This window comes from Lichenibacterium ramalinae (genome assembly GCF_004137085.1).
GTDB classification, from domain to species: Bacteria; Pseudomonadota; Alphaproteobacteria; order Rhizobiales; family Beijerinckiaceae; genus Lichenihabitans; species Lichenihabitans ramalinae.
Map to the genome: position 1 here is coordinate 132,341 of NZ_QYBC01000009.1, position 12,145 is coordinate 144,485.

Consider the following 12,145-nt stretch of genomic DNA (forward strand, 5'->3'; position numbering starts at 1 on the left):
GCCGTGGCCGCGTCTTTGCGCTGCGGCGCAGCATGGCGTATGGGGCCGGGACCGTCTCCACATCCCGGGCTCCCATGATCCGCCTCGACAAGATCGGCAAGCAGAACGGCAACCAGATCGTCTTCATCGAGGCCTCGGCCGCCCTGCAGCGGGGCGAGAAGGTCGGCCTCGTGGGGCCCAACGGCGCCGGCAAGACGACGCTGTTCCGCCTGATCACCGGCCAGGAACAGCCCGACGAGGGCACGGTCTCGTCCGACCGCGGCGTCACCATCGGCTATTTCAGCCAGGACGTCGGCGAGATGGCGGGCCGCAGCGCGGTCGCCGAGGTGATGGACGGCTCGGGCCCGGTCAGCGCGGTGGCGGCCGAACTCAAGGATCTCGAGGCCGCCATGGCGGACCCCGACCGGGCCGACGAGATGGAGGAGATCATCGCGCGCTACGGCGACGTGCAGGCGCGCTTCGAGGAACTCGGCGGCTATGCCCTCGAAGGCCAGGCGCGCGAGGTGCTGGCGGGCTTGAGCTTCACCCCCGAGATGATGGACGGCGACGTCGGCGCGCTGTCGGGCGGCTGGAAGATGCGCGTCGCCCTGGCCCGCATCCTGCTCATGCGCCCCGATGCCATGCTGCTCGACGAGCCTTCCAACCACCTCGACCTCGAAAGCCTCATCTGGCTCGAAGACTTCCTCAAGGGCTACGACGGCGCCCTGATGATGACGTCGCACGACCGCGAGTTCATGAACCGCATCGTGGGCCGCATCGTCGAGATCGACGGTGGCGGCCTCACCAGCTATTCGGGCGACTATGCCTTCTACGAGGGGCAGCGGGCCCTGAACGAGAAGCAGCAGCAGGCGCAGTTCGAGCGCCAGCAGGCGATGCTGGCCAAGGAGATCAAGTTCATCGAGCGCTTCAAGGCGCGCGCTTCCCACGCCGCCCAGGTGCAGAGCCGGGTGAAGAAACTCGATAAGATCGAGCGCGTGGAGCCGCCCAAGCGCCGCCAGTCGGTCGCCTTCGACTTCCCCCCGGCGCCCCGCTCGGGCGACGACGTCGTGGCGCTGAAGGGCGTGGGCAAGCGCTACGGCAGCCGCACCATCTACGAGGGGCTCGACTTCGCCGTGACGCGGCGCGAGCGCTGGTGCGTGCTGGGCGTCAACGGCGCCGGCAAGTCGACGCTGCTGAAGCTCGTGACCGGGACGACGGCGCCCGACGACGGCACGGTGGCTCTCGGCGGCAGCGTCAAGCTCGGCTATTTCGCCCAGCACGCCATGGACCTGATCGAGGGCGACCACACCGTGTTCCAGGCGCTGGAACACGCCTTTCCCCAGGCCGGCCAGGGCTCGCTGCGGGCGCTGGCGGGCTGCTTCGGCTTCTCGGGCGACGATGTCGAGAAGCGCTGCCGCGTGCTGTCGGGCGGGGAGAAGGCGCGGCTCGTCATGGCCCGCATGCTCTACGACCCGCCGAACTTTCTCGTGCTCGACGAGCCCACCAACCACCTCGACATCGGCACCAAGGAGATGCTGATCGAGGCCCTGTCGCGCTACGAGGGCACGATGCTGTTCGTGTCGCACGACCGCCACTTCCTGGCGGCCCTGTCGAACCGCGTCCTGGAACTCACGCCGGACGGCATCCACGCCTATGGCGGCGGCTACACCGACTATGTGGCGCGCACCGGCCAGGAGGCGCCGGGGCTGAGGAGCTGAGGGCGGGGCAGCGCCGGAGGAGCGGGCTGCGCGACCCCGCCCCCTCTCGTCAGGTCGCCTTCCACCAGTCGGGCAGGCTCCACAGGTCGTTGTCCCAGCCGCTCGGGGGCGCGCGCAGCGCCGAAACGGCGGCCGACACCTTGGCCCGATGCAGCAGGGGCAGGACGTTGTCGGCCACGACGAGGTCGTTCATGCGGATGAACAGGGCGGCGCGCTTCACGGGATCGAGCTCCGTCGCCGCCGCCGCATAGAGCGCGTCGTAGTCGGCGTTGCGCCAGCGCGCGATGTTGCGGCCCTGCCACTTGTTGGCCTTCTGGGCGCATTCCCCGGACAGGTACTGGAGCATCCAGAACGACGGGTCCGGCTGCAGCGCATTGGCGGTGTACATCTCCATGTCGGCGTAGAAATGCGAGTAGGTGTCGGGATTGGCGGGGTCCGACGAGAAGAACACCGAACTCGTGACGGACTTCAGCTCCATCTCGATGCCGGCCTTGGCGGCGGCCTGCTTGATGATGGCCTGGGTCTTCTGCCGCGGCGCGTTGGTCGAGGTCTGGAACACGAGCTTCAGGCGGCGGCCGTCCTTGGCGCGGATGCCGTCGGCGCCGCGGGCCCAGCCAGCCGCGTCGAGCAGCGCATTCGCCTGGGCGATGTCGAAGGCGAAGCGCGTATTGGGGGACACGAAGGGGGCCGGGCCGTTGATGACGTTGTCGGTGACGCGGCCGGTGCGCCCGTAGATGAACTGCCCCACGGCCCGGCGGTCGATCAGCAGGTCCACGGCGCGCCGCACCGCCGGGTCCGAGAAGGCGAAGTGCCGCGTGGCGACCGAGGACCTTTCGCCGTCGACCTCCGTGTCGGGGTCGGTGGGGTTCAGCAGGATGAATTCGAGGTTGCCGCCGTAGACGAGGTCGACCCGGCCCTTGCCGCCCTCCTCGAGGCGCTTCAACACCTCGTCCTCGACCTGCAGGTTCCAGGCGAAGTCGTATTCGCCGGCCTGCAGCACCGCCCGCGCCGCCGAAACGGCGTCGCCGCCGCCCTTCACCTCGATCGTGTCGAAGAAGGGCCGGCCCGGCCGGTGGTAGGCCTCGTAGCGCGTGCCCCGCAGCATGTCGCCGGGGCGGAACTCGACGAAGCTGTAGGGACCCGTGCCGACGGGATGCAGGTTCGCCGGCGCATCCCGCGACTTGGCACCGGCATAGTCGGCGAAGAGGTGCCGCGGCAGCACGCAGCCCGGCAGGCCCACGAAGGCGTCGGCCCAGAAGGGCGTGGGCCGGGGAAAGCGGAGCCTGACCGTGAGGTCGTCGACCTTCTCGACCGTGATGTCCCGGTAGGAGCCGATCGTCGTGGCGGCGGTGGCGGGGTCCTTGGCATAGAGCCAGGTGAAGACGAGGTCGTCGGCCGTCACGGGCTGGCCGTCGTGCCAGGTGACGCCGGGCTTCAGGGTCCAGACCACGGAGCGGCCGTCGGCCGCCACGGCGCCGTTCCCCGCGGTGGGGATCGCGGCCGCCAGCACCGGCACGAGGTGGCCGTCGTCGTCCCAGGCGGCGAGGGGCTCGTAGAAGATGCGGCAGGCTTCCTGGTCCTTGGTGCCGATGGCGAAATGCGGGTTCAGCAGGGTCGGGCCCTGCCAGAACAGCAGCTTCAGCGGCCCGCCGCCGCCCGCCTTCGTGGGCTCGTAGCGGGCCGGGGCCGGGACCGGAGCCTCGGCCGCTCCGGCGCCGGCCGCCAGCATCGTGCCGGCGAGCGGCGCCGTGAGGCCGAGCGCCACCATGCGCCGGACGAAGACGCGCCGCGACAGGCGCCCCTCCGCGACGTCGGCGACGAGGCTGCGCAGTGTCGGTTCGTCCATCGGGTCCATCCTCGCTCGCGCGACACCGGCCGTGGCGGGCGCCGGGCGCAGGATGGGCGTGGAGCAAGGGGCGCGCCAAGTGCCGGCGCGTCACAGGCCGGCACCGCCGCGGAAAGGTGCCGGCGCCGCCGCGCCTTCCCCGCGGTGCCGGGCCCTGGTAGCTTGCGGCTCGGTCGGCGTCGCGGGTCGGGGCGGTGCCCCGCTTCGGTCGCCCGACGCCGTCGAAACCCCCTCCACCCCGGCGGGCCATGTCCTTCCTCGCCCATCCCCGCACGCTGCCCCTGCTGGTCGCCGGGGCCTTCTTCATGGAATTCCTCGACGGCACCGTGATCGCCACGGCGCTGCCCGCCATGGCCGGCGACTTCGGCCTGCGCCCCGTCGACCTGTCAGTGGGGGTTTCGGCCTACCTGTTCACGCTGGCGCTGCTGCTGCCGGCCAGCGGCTGGGCGGCGGAGCGCTTCGGGGCGCGGCGGGTGTTCATGGTCGCCGTCGCGGTCTTCACCCTGGCGTCGGCCGCTTGCGGCCTCAGCACGGGCCTGACGAGCTTCACCCTGGCGCGCGTCGTCCAGGGTGCCGGGGGCGCCCTCATGGTGCCGGTGGGGCGGCTCGCGGTGCTGCGCGCCACGCCGAAATCCGATCTCATGCGGGTCATCGCCATCCTGACCTGGCCGGCCCTGACGGCGCCGGTGGTGGCGCCGCCGCTCGGCGGCTTCATCGTCACGGTGGCGTCGTGGCGCTGGATCTTCTTCATCAACCTGCCGCTCGGCCTCATCGGCCTGTGGCTGGCCTCGCGCGTGGTGCCGCCCGAGCGCGGCGACGGCCATCGCCGCTTCGACGCGCTGGGCTTCCTCCTCGTCGGCCTCGCCGTGCTGGCGCCGATGGCGGCCGTGGAACTCCTCGGCCGCGAGGCGGTGGACTGGCCGGCCGTGGGCGTCGCGACCGTCGCCGCCGTCCCGCTCGCCGCCCTGGCGCTGCGCCACATCCGCCGGCACCCCGCGCCGATCGTCCGGCTCGACGGCTTCGCGGTGCCGAGCTTCGCCGTCGCCATGGCGGGGGGCTCGCTGTTCCGCGTCGCCGTGGGCGCCGTGCCCTTCCTGCTGCCCCTGCTGTTCCAGGTGGGGTTCGGCCTCGACGCCTTCCGCTCCGGCCTGCTCGTCCTGGCGCTCTTCGCCGGCAACGTCGCCATGAAGCCCATGACCAGCGCGGTCCTGCGCGGGTTCGGCTTCAAGGCCGTGATGGTCGGCGACGCCGTTCTGGCGGGCCTCGCCATCCTGTCCCTGGCGGCGCTGGCGCCCGGCACGCCGCTGCCCGTGACGCTGGTGCTGCTCGTCCTCGCCGGCATGACGCGCTCGATGGGGCTCACCACCGTCAACACCCTGGCCTTCGCCGAGGTGCCGCAGGCCGCCATGAGCGGCGCCAACACGCTGTTCAACATGTTCCAGCAGCTCGGTTTCGGTTTCGGGGTGGCGCTCGGGGCTCTGGCGCTGCGCTTCGCCGAACTCTGGCGCCCGGCCGGCGCGCTCCAGGCGACGCCGCTCGAGTTCCGAATCGCCTTCGCGCTCGTCAGCCTCGCGGCCTTCGCGGCGGCGGCCGACGCGCTTCGCCTGCCGGCCGAAGCCGGGGCCGAGGTGGCGCGGGGCTCATAGGGTTTCGGCCAGCCGCGCCATCTGGTCGGCGCAGCGGCCCCAGCCCTGGTGGAACCCCAGGCTCTCGTGCCGCTCCCGGTCCGCCGCGCTCCAATGGCGGACCCGCACCGTGTAGCGGGTGCGGCCCTCCTCCTCCGGCGCGAAGGTGAGGATCACGGTCATGAAGGGCTTCGGCGCGGGCGTCCAGGCGTCGACGAAGGCATCGGTGAAGACCAGGCGCGCATCCGGCACGACCTCGAGGTAGACGCCGCGGCTGGGGTAGTGGGTACCGTCCGGCCCCCGCATCACGATGCGGCTGGCGCCGCCGACCCGCAGGTCGACCTCGGCCTCCGGCACCGTCCAGGGCTCGGGGGCGAACCACCGCTTGAGGAGGTCGGGCTCGGTCCAGCAGCGATAGAGGGCGGCGGGCGGCGCGTCGACGCGGCGGTGGAGCAGCAGGTCGCGGTCGTCGGCGGGCTGGGGATCGGGCGTCATGGCGCGCTCCATCGGGCGAGGCGGCAGGATGGCAGCGCGGGACGGCAGCGTCCACCGGGCGACGCTTAACGTCGAGCGCGCTCGAAGTCGTAGAGGATGGGACGTCTCGACGGAACGGACAGACCATGAAGATCGGCGCATTCGCGGAACGCATCGGGCTCAGCGCCCACACGATCCGCTACTACGAGCGGATCGGCCTCCTGCCACGGTGCCCGCGCGACGGGGGGCAGCGGCGGGACTACGACGCCTCGGCCCTGCCGTGGATCGCCTTCCTCACGCGGCTCCGCAGGACCGGCATGCCGATCCGCGACATGGTGCGCTACGCCGAATGGCGAGCCGCCGGGCAGGGCACCGAAGCGGAGCGGCGCGACCTGCTGGTTCGGCACCGGGATCGGGTGCGCGCCCATGTCGTCGACCTGCAGGCCTGCCTTTCCGTCCTCGACGCCAAGATCGCCGGCTACGGCGATCCTCCACCTTCGGAGCCTCAGCATGACACCGATACCTCCCACCGACGACCGGTTCGCCCGGGGATCGCGCGCCCTGGCTGAGATCGACGGCCATGGCGGCGAGGCCGTGGTGGCGGCCCTCGCCGACATCGCCCCCGATTTCGCCCGCTATCTCGTCGAGTTTCCCTTCGGCGACATCTATTGCCGACCCGGCCTCGACCTCCGGATGCGGGAGATCGCCACCATCGCGGCCCTGACGGCGCTCGGCCATGCGACGCCGCAGCTCAAGGTGCACCTGCGCGCCGGCCTCAACGTCGGCCTGACCCGAGGCGAGATCGTCGAGGTGCTGATGCAGATGGCCGTCTATGCGGGCTTTCCGGCCGCGTTGAACGGGCTCTTCGCCGCCAAGGAGGTCTTCGCCGAGGCGTGAGGGGCCGGGCCGGGCCGGCTCGGTCGGGTTCCGGACGGTCCTGCGCGCCGTTGCGAAGCGCCAAAGCCGCTCGGCCGCGCTCTGTTGGCGGCGGGACGGCGCCTGGGTTAGCCTCGGGTCATGATCTCCGATACCGACATCGCCATCCGTCTCGCCGTCGCGGCCCTGTTCGGCAGCCTCATCGGCTTCGAGCGGGAGCGGCGGCTCTGGGCCGCCGGCATCCGCACCCACATGCTGGTCAGCGTCGGCGCCTGCCTGCTGATGATCGTGTCGGCCTACGGCTTCGAACACGCGACGAAGATGGACCACGTCACGCTCGATCCGTCGCGCATCGCCGCCCAGGTCGTGTCGGGCATCGGCTTCCTCGGGGCCGGCTCCATCCTGGCGCGCGGCCAGGTGGTGCGCGGCCTCACCACGGCGGCCAGCATCTGGGCGGTGGCGGCCGTGGGGCTGGCGGCGGGCGGCGGGCTGTTCTTCGCCGCCGGCCTGTCGACGGCGCTGATCCTCCTGATCCTCGTCGGCGTGAAGCCGCTGGAAGAGGCCTATCGGGCGCGGGTGCAGAGCTGCACGCTGGAGATCGAGGCCGAGCGCGAGACCGTGACGGTCGATGAGTTGAAGCACATCCTCGGCGTGCGCGGCGGCCAGATCAAGCGCGTCACCGTCGCGCCTCTGCCGCCCGACCTCGAACGCACCACCGTGGCGCTGACCCGGGTGTCGCGGCGCGACATCGACGCCGGGGCCGAGAAGCTCAAGGACGCGCCCGGCATCCACAAGGTCGACGTCACCAAGACGAAATCCGCCTGAAGCGCGATCCGCCCTCGACCGCGGCGCCGCGAGCCCCTATCTCGGGGCCATGAAATTCCTCGACGAAGCCAAGGTCTACATCCGCTCCGGCGACGGAGGCGCGGGCTGCGTCTCGTTCCGCCGTGAAAAGTTCATCGAATTCGGCGGGCCGGACGGCGGCGACGGCGGCAAGGGCGGCGACGTCGTGGTCGAATGCGTGCAGGGGCTCAACACCCTCATCGACTACCGCTACCAGCAGCACTTCAAGGGCAAGACCGGCATGCACGGCATGGGGCAGAACCGGGCCGGCGGCAAGGGCGCCGACGCGGTGCTGAAGGTGCCGGCCGGCACCCAGATCTTCGAGGAGGACGGCGAAACGCTGTTGGCCGACCTGACGGAGGTGGGCCAGAAGATCGTGCTGTCGCGCGGCGGCAACGGCGGCTTCGGCAACGCCTATTTCACCACCTCGACCAACCGCGCGCCGCGCCACGCCAACCCCGGCCAGGAGGGCATCGAGCGCACGATCTGGCTGCGCCTCAAGCTCATCGCCGAGGCCGGCCTCGTCGGCCTGCCCAACGCCGGCAAGTCGACCTTCCTGGCGACGGTCTCGGCCGCCAAGCCCAAGATCGCCGACTATCCCTTCACCACGCTGAAGCCGGGCCTCGGCGTGGTGCGGCTCGGCGACCGCGAATTCGTGCTGGCCGACATCCCCGGCCTGATCGAGGGCGCCCACGAGGGCCTCGGCCTCGGCGACCGGTTCCTCGGCCACCTCGAGCGCTGCAACGTGCTGCTGCACCTCGTGGACGCCACGGGCGACCACGCCGGCGAAGTCTACAAGACCATCCGGCACGAGCTCGAGGCCTATGGCGCGGGCCTGACCGAGAAGCCCGAGATCGTGGCGCTCAGCAAGGTCGACGCCGTCGACCCCGAGACGCTGAAGACCCAGATGGCCCGGCTGAAGCGCGCCGCCAAGCGCACGCCGCTGAAGCTCTCGGCCGTCGCCGGGATCGGCGTCACCGAGGCGCTCGGCAGCCTCGTGCAGGTCATCGACCAGCGCAACCGCGAGGCCGCCGCCGCCGAAGCCCCGCCCTGGCATCCCTGACGCCCGGACGGCGGCGATGCCGATCGTGGGCTGATCGAGCCGGGGCTCAGCCTGTGGTGGTGCTCGTCCGACGGGTCGACCCGGTCCGGACTGTCCCGACGCTCGCAAGAGGCGCCACCATGCGCTTCGGATCCGTCTGCCTGGCTGGGGGCCCGCTGTCCTTCGCCCTCGCCGCCGCGCCCCTCGCGGGCGAACCCATCGGCCCCGCCTACGAGATGGTGCCGTCGGGCGCGCTGGCCAGGATCGGCTTCCACGATGATCCGGTCTCGCCCGCCTGCCGCTCGCTCGGGCCGGTGACCATCAACCTCGTCACGCCGCCCCGGCGTGGCGCGCTCTCGATCGCGCGGGGTACCGCTCACCGAAGTTCGACCGGCCCAGCGCCTATGCGACCGGCACAGGGGTGCCGGGCCTCCGGGTCTATGACCGCTCCGAGCCGGGCTCTACGGGGCCGGATTCCTGGGTCGTCGAACGCGTCTTCCCGACCGGCGCGGCCCGCCAGTTCAGGGCTCGCGTCTCGATCCGGTAGGTCGGGCGGGTTCGGGGCGAAGTCGCCGAAGGCCAAAGCACCCTAGACCGACAGGCGCGACGTGAGAACCTTGACGCTTGCGCCTGCGAAGATCACGGCGAACGTCGCGTCGAACCAACGGCGCAGGCGCAGATAGCAGCCTGCCACCTTGTTGTTCGAGAACAGCCAGGCATAGACGGAAAACAGGGCCGAGTTCTGCACCGCGATGGCGGCAATGACGATGGCCAGCTCGCGGTGCGACGTTGCCGGTGAAACACCGAGGGTATACAGCGACCCGAAGAAAAGGATCGGCTTTGGATTGGTGAGATGCAGCGCCAGTCCTTTGAGATAGGCGCGTGCGGGAGACGGTGCGAGGCGCGTAGAGTTGGTCATCGCCGGTCCCGCGATGGCGCTGCGGGCCGATTTGAGCGCCAGGACCAGGAGATAGGCTGCCCCGAGGTAGCGCAGCACCGCGAGAGCCCAGGCGGACGACGCCATCACGGCCGCCAGCCCGAGCGCAGCGGCGACCGACCACGCCAGTGACCCTGTGGAAACACCGAGAGCGAGCGCGATGCCGGTTCTCCGCCCCGCTCTCATCGACGTATCGGCGATCGCCAATGTGGCGGGGCCGGGGCTGGCGCTCGCGACGAACGCCGCCGTCAGGATGAGGGGCAGGTTGATCGAGAGCGCCATCATATGTCACCGCGAGGACGCGCGCAGCGTAGCGCGGTTTCGCCGTCGACGCATGCGCTCCGGCTCGCGGCCGCGGCGAATCCCCCGCTCCGCCGATCGACCGACGTTCTGGCGCTGCCGGAGACCCGGATCGCCGATCCGGCGCACTGAGCCGGCACGGCCGGGCGGCGGTCCGCTCGCCCGGCTTTCGGCAAAGGACGGGACGGCGATCTCGACGCAGCCGATACGGCTCTAACCCGTCGCCCGCAGCACGTCCTCGGCCAGGGCCGCGATGGCGGCGCGCAGCTGCGCGGGGTCGCGCTTGTCCGGCGCCGGCGAGCCCCCGTCTTGTCCGGCCGCCAGCGCCGCATGGGCGCGGGCGGCGTTGGCGGCACGGCGCTCGGCGGAGCGCGCCTGTTCCGACATGAAGGCGAGCTCGGCCTTCAGGGCCTCGACCTCGTGGGCATGGTCCGCACCCGGCATCGCGACCGTGCGCTCCCGCGCTGCCGCGGCGTCCCGCTCGGCCCCGGCCTCGCGCCGCGTCGCCTCCGCCTCGCGCCGCGCCGTCTCCGCATCGCGCCGCGCCGTCTCTGCTTCGTCTCGTGCCGCCTCCGTCTCGCGCCGCGCCGCCGCGAGGGCGCGGTCGAGGTCCTCGTTGCGGGTTTCGAGGCCGACGCGCCGTGTGTCCAGCGCGGCGAGGCTGCCACGGGCGCGGTCGAGGTCGTGGCGCAGCCCGTCCCGTTCCGCCCCCAGCGTGGCCAGCGCTTCCAGGCGCCGCTCGGCCAGGGCGCCGAGCCCCTGCAGCACGACAGCCTCGGCGCCGCTCTCGGCCCAGAGGCCGGCGACGTCGCGGCGAAGCCCGTCCCGCTCCGCTTCCAGCGCCGCCACCGCCACCTGGGCGCGGGCCGCCTCGGCGTCGAGGGCGAGGATGCGGCTTTCGCGCCGCGCCGCCTCGATCCGCAGGGCGGCGACGGCGGCCTCGGCCCGCTCCGACCGCTGCTCGGTGCGGCGTAGCTCCACAGCGTGGGCGGCCCGCAGGTGGTCGCGGTCGGCGGCGATCTCTCCGGGCGACAGCGGCACCAGCCGCGCCAGGCGCTCCTCCGACAGGCGCAGCGCGCGGTTCCACACCGCCGGCAGCGCGGCGAGGGCCAGGAGCCCGGCCACGAGGAGGCCGAGCGTGAAGATCAGCAGGTCGAGGATCACGCGGCGTCGTCCGCTCCGGGCTGCGGCCGCCCCGTCAGAAGGGGTTCCACGTCGGGCGCGGCGTGAACTTGAGATAGGACAGCGCGACGCCGAGCCTCGCCCCGACGCCCGAGCGGATCGGCACCACGACGATGCGCTCGTTGGTGAGGGCGGTGAAGCCGAAGCCCCCCACCACGTAGGCGGAGCCGTCGACGCCGCCGAAGCGCTGGAAGATCGCCTGCGTGGAGGGCAGGCCGTAGACCAGCATCATGGTGCGGTCGCCGTTGGCGCCGGCGTCGAAGCCGATCGACGGGCCTTCCCAGTAGACCTTCTGGTCCCCGGCATTGCGGGTGTACATCAGCCCCTCGCCGTAGCGCAGGCCGCCGATGAAGGCGCCGCCGGCCTCCTGGCCGAGGACGTAGCCGTTGGGCTGGCCGAAGCGCCGGGCCGCCTCCTCGATGCTGAGCGCGAGGCCGCGCGACACGGAGCCGAAGAAGTGGTGGCCCTTGTCGACGAGGTCCTCGGTCGAGAACCGGTCGGGCGCGCCCTGGGCCCGGGCCGATCCGGCGAAGCTCAGCAGACCGGCGAGGCCGGCCAGGACGGACCTCCGCGAACATTCCACCATGGGTCAACGCCTCGCGTCCAGGGCCGCGCCCCCATCGGGCATGGCGGTCCGCGGCCCTGCATCATGCCGCGATTCGCCCTCCCGAATAGGGCGGGATCGTGTCGGGCGCGTGGCGCCCGCGTCGGGCGCGTGGCGCCCGTCAGTGCACCGAGCCGTTGTCGTGCAGCTTGTCGAGGGCATGGGCCTGGGTGGTGTCGGCCGGCGGGGCCGCGTGGCCGGTGGGCGCCGACGCCGCCTCGGGGTCGCCGCCCGCGCGGTTGCTGTGCCTGATGGACACCGCCATCGCCGGCATGGCGGCGGTGGCGAGGAGGCCGAACGCCAAAGCGGCGGGGATGATCTTGAAGCGCGTCATGGGGTTCTTCCGTGTTGTCGTGAGCTCTCGCTAAGCGGGCATCCGGGCGAAAGCTGGGCCGTCCCGCCCGCGGCGGCGCGCCCGACGGCCGCGCTCCCGCGGGCCCGCGGCTCAATAGTGGGGCGGCGGCGCGTCGGGCGCGTCGGGCAGGCGCCGCTCCGCATCCGCCAGCCGTTCGACCAGGAGGCCGAGCTGGCGCTGCAGCGCCCCCACGGCCGTCCACTGCGCCGTCACGGCGGCGTCGAGGTCCTCGATCACCCGCTCCTGCTCGGCCAGCCGCATCTCCAAGGCGTCGATCCGGTGGGTGTCGTTCCGTTCAGCGTCGTTCCGTTCAGCGTCGTTCCGTTCAGCGTCTTGGGTCATGCTCGGCTCCTGCGCGGGGAGC

The 12,145-nt window shown here is 72.1% G+C and carries 13 protein-coding genes; 6 read left to right on the forward strand and 7 right to left on the reverse strand.

The features are described 5' to 3' along the window. Positions 1-74: 74 nt before the first annotated feature. Positions 75-1,697, forward strand: a complete 1,623-nt coding sequence (locus D3272_RS12265; RefSeq protein WP_129219464.1) for an ABC-F family ATP-binding cassette domain-containing protein — start codon at positions 75-77, stop codon at positions 1,695-1,697. A 49-nt stretch (positions 1,698-1,746) separates the two neighbouring features. Here the strand turns inward: D3272_RS12265 and D3272_RS12270 are convergent, their stop codons facing one another. Beyond that, positions 1,747-3,543: a peptide ABC transporter substrate-binding protein gene (locus tag D3272_RS12270; RefSeq protein ID WP_129219465.1), complete on the reverse strand. Its 1,797-nt coding sequence runs from the start codon at positions 3,541-3,543 to the stop codon at positions 1,747-1,749. 248 nt (positions 3,544-3,791) lie between these two features. On the opposite strand from D3272_RS12270, the gene D3272_RS12275 reads away from it, so the two are divergent. After that, a complete protein-coding gene (locus D3272_RS12275; RefSeq protein WP_129219466.1) occupies positions 3,792-5,189 on the forward strand; it encodes an MFS transporter in 1,398 nt (465 codons plus the stop codon). Here the strand turns inward: D3272_RS12275 and D3272_RS12280 are convergent. Further along, positions 5,184-5,663 carry an SRPBCC family protein gene (locus D3272_RS12280; RefSeq protein ID WP_129219467.1) on the reverse strand — a complete coding sequence of 160 codons (480 nt, stop codon included), beginning with the start codon at positions 5,661-5,663 and terminating at the stop codon, positions 5,184-5,186. The two genes, D3272_RS12275 and D3272_RS12280, sit on opposite strands and share 6 nt — an antisense overlap. A gap of 125 nt (positions 5,664-5,788) precedes the next feature. Here D3272_RS12280 and D3272_RS12285 point away from each other — a divergent pair, with 125 nt between their 5' ends. From D3272_RS12285 to obgE, 4 genes are all read left to right on the forward strand, one after another. Continuing rightward, the gene (locus tag D3272_RS12285; protein ID WP_129219468.1) at positions 5,789-6,211 is read left to right on the forward strand and encodes a MerR family transcriptional regulator; all 423 of its coding nucleotides are present in this window, start codon (positions 5,789-5,791) and stop codon (positions 6,209-6,211) included. Then, positions 6,153-6,539 (forward strand): carboxymuconolactone decarboxylase family protein, encoded by a 387-nt coding sequence (locus D3272_RS12290; RefSeq protein WP_129219469.1) that lies wholly within the window; start codon positions 6,153-6,155, stop codon positions 6,537-6,539. The genes D3272_RS12285 and D3272_RS12290 overlap by 59 nt, the downstream gene beginning before the upstream one ends. A 120-nt stretch (positions 6,540-6,659) precedes the next feature. Then, on the forward strand, positions 6,660-7,343 hold the full coding sequence (locus D3272_RS12295; RefSeq protein WP_129219470.1) for an MgtC/SapB family protein: 684 nt from the start codon (positions 6,660-6,662) through the stop codon (positions 7,341-7,343). Between the two features lie 49 nt (positions 7,344-7,392). Continuing rightward, positions 7,393-8,424, forward strand: coding sequence for a GTPase ObgE (obgE, locus tag D3272_RS12300; protein ID WP_129219471.1), 1,032 nt, complete (start codon positions 7,393-7,395; stop codon positions 8,422-8,424). Between the two features lie 568 nt (positions 8,425-8,992). Here obgE and D3272_RS12305 read toward each other — a convergent pair. The 5 genes from D3272_RS12305 to D3272_RS12325 all read right to left on the reverse strand — a co-directional run bounded on the left by D3272_RS12305 (position 8,993) and on the right by D3272_RS12325 (position 12,123). Next, complete coding sequence (locus D3272_RS12305; RefSeq protein ID WP_129219472.1) at positions 8,993-9,622, reverse strand: LysE family translocator; 630 nt, start codon at positions 9,620-9,622, stop codon at positions 8,993-8,995. Between the two features lie 231 nt (positions 9,623-9,853). Continuing rightward, a complete protein-coding gene (locus D3272_RS12310) occupies positions 9,854-10,804 on the reverse strand; it encodes a coiled-coil domain-containing protein (protein WP_129219473.1) in 951 nt (316 codons plus the stop codon). Positions 10,805-10,838: 34 nt separating this feature from the next. Then, a complete protein-coding gene (locus D3272_RS12315) occupies positions 10,839-11,408 on the reverse strand; it encodes a DUF1134 domain-containing protein (protein WP_129219474.1) in 570 nt (189 codons plus the stop codon). A gap of 139 nt (positions 11,409-11,547) precedes the next feature. Continuing rightward, positions 11,548-11,760, reverse strand: a complete 213-nt coding sequence (locus D3272_RS12320; protein WP_129219475.1) for a hypothetical protein — start codon at positions 11,758-11,760, stop codon at positions 11,548-11,550. Between the two features lie 111 nt (positions 11,761-11,871). Further along, a complete protein-coding gene (locus D3272_RS12325) occupies positions 11,872-12,123 on the reverse strand; it encodes a SlyX family protein (protein WP_129219476.1) in 252 nt (83 codons plus the stop codon). Positions 12,124-12,145: the final 22 nt, after the last annotated feature.

Bases quoted from the DNA above. Each gene is read 5' to 3' on its own strand.
- D3272_RS12275 (WP_129219466.1), top strand. From the start codon at position 3,792: ATGTCCTTCCTCGCCCATCCCCGCACGCTGCCCCTGCTGGTCGCCGGG.
- D3272_RS12325 (WP_129219476.1), bottom strand. From the start codon at position 12,123: ATGACCCAAGACGCTGAACGGAACGACGCTGAACGGAACGACGCTGAA.
- D3272_RS12315 (WP_129219474.1), bottom strand. From the start codon at position 11,408: ATGGTGGAATGTTCGCGGAGGTCCGTCCTGGCCGGCCTCGCCGGTCTG.
- D3272_RS12280 (WP_129219467.1), bottom strand. From the start codon at position 5,663: ATGACGCCCGATCCCCAGCCCGCCGACGACCGCGACCTGCTGCTCCAC.
- D3272_RS12285 (WP_129219468.1), top strand. From the start codon at position 5,789: ATGAAGATCGGCGCATTCGCGGAACGCATCGGGCTCAGCGCCCACACG.
- D3272_RS12265 (WP_129219464.1), top strand. From the start codon at position 75: ATGATCCGCCTCGACAAGATCGGCAAGCAGAACGGCAACCAGATCGTC.
- D3272_RS12270 (WP_129219465.1), bottom strand. From the start codon at position 3,543: ATGGACGAACCGACACTGCGCAGCCTCGTCGCCGACGTCGCGGAGGGG.
- D3272_RS12320 (WP_129219475.1), bottom strand. From the start codon at position 11,760: ATGACGCGCTTCAAGATCATCCCCGCCGCTTTGGCGTTCGGCCTCCTC.
- D3272_RS12305 (WP_129219472.1), bottom strand. From the start codon at position 9,622: ATGGCGCTCTCGATCAACCTGCCCCTCATCCTGACGGCGGCGTTCGTC.
- D3272_RS12295 (WP_129219470.1), top strand. From the start codon at position 6,660: ATGATCTCCGATACCGACATCGCCATCCGTCTCGCCGTCGCGGCCCTG.
- D3272_RS12290 (WP_129219469.1), top strand. From the start codon at position 6,153: ATGACACCGATACCTCCCACCGACGACCGGTTCGCCCGGGGATCGCGC.
- obgE (WP_129219471.1), top strand. From the start codon at position 7,393: ATGAAATTCCTCGACGAAGCCAAGGTCTACATCCGCTCCGGCGACGGA.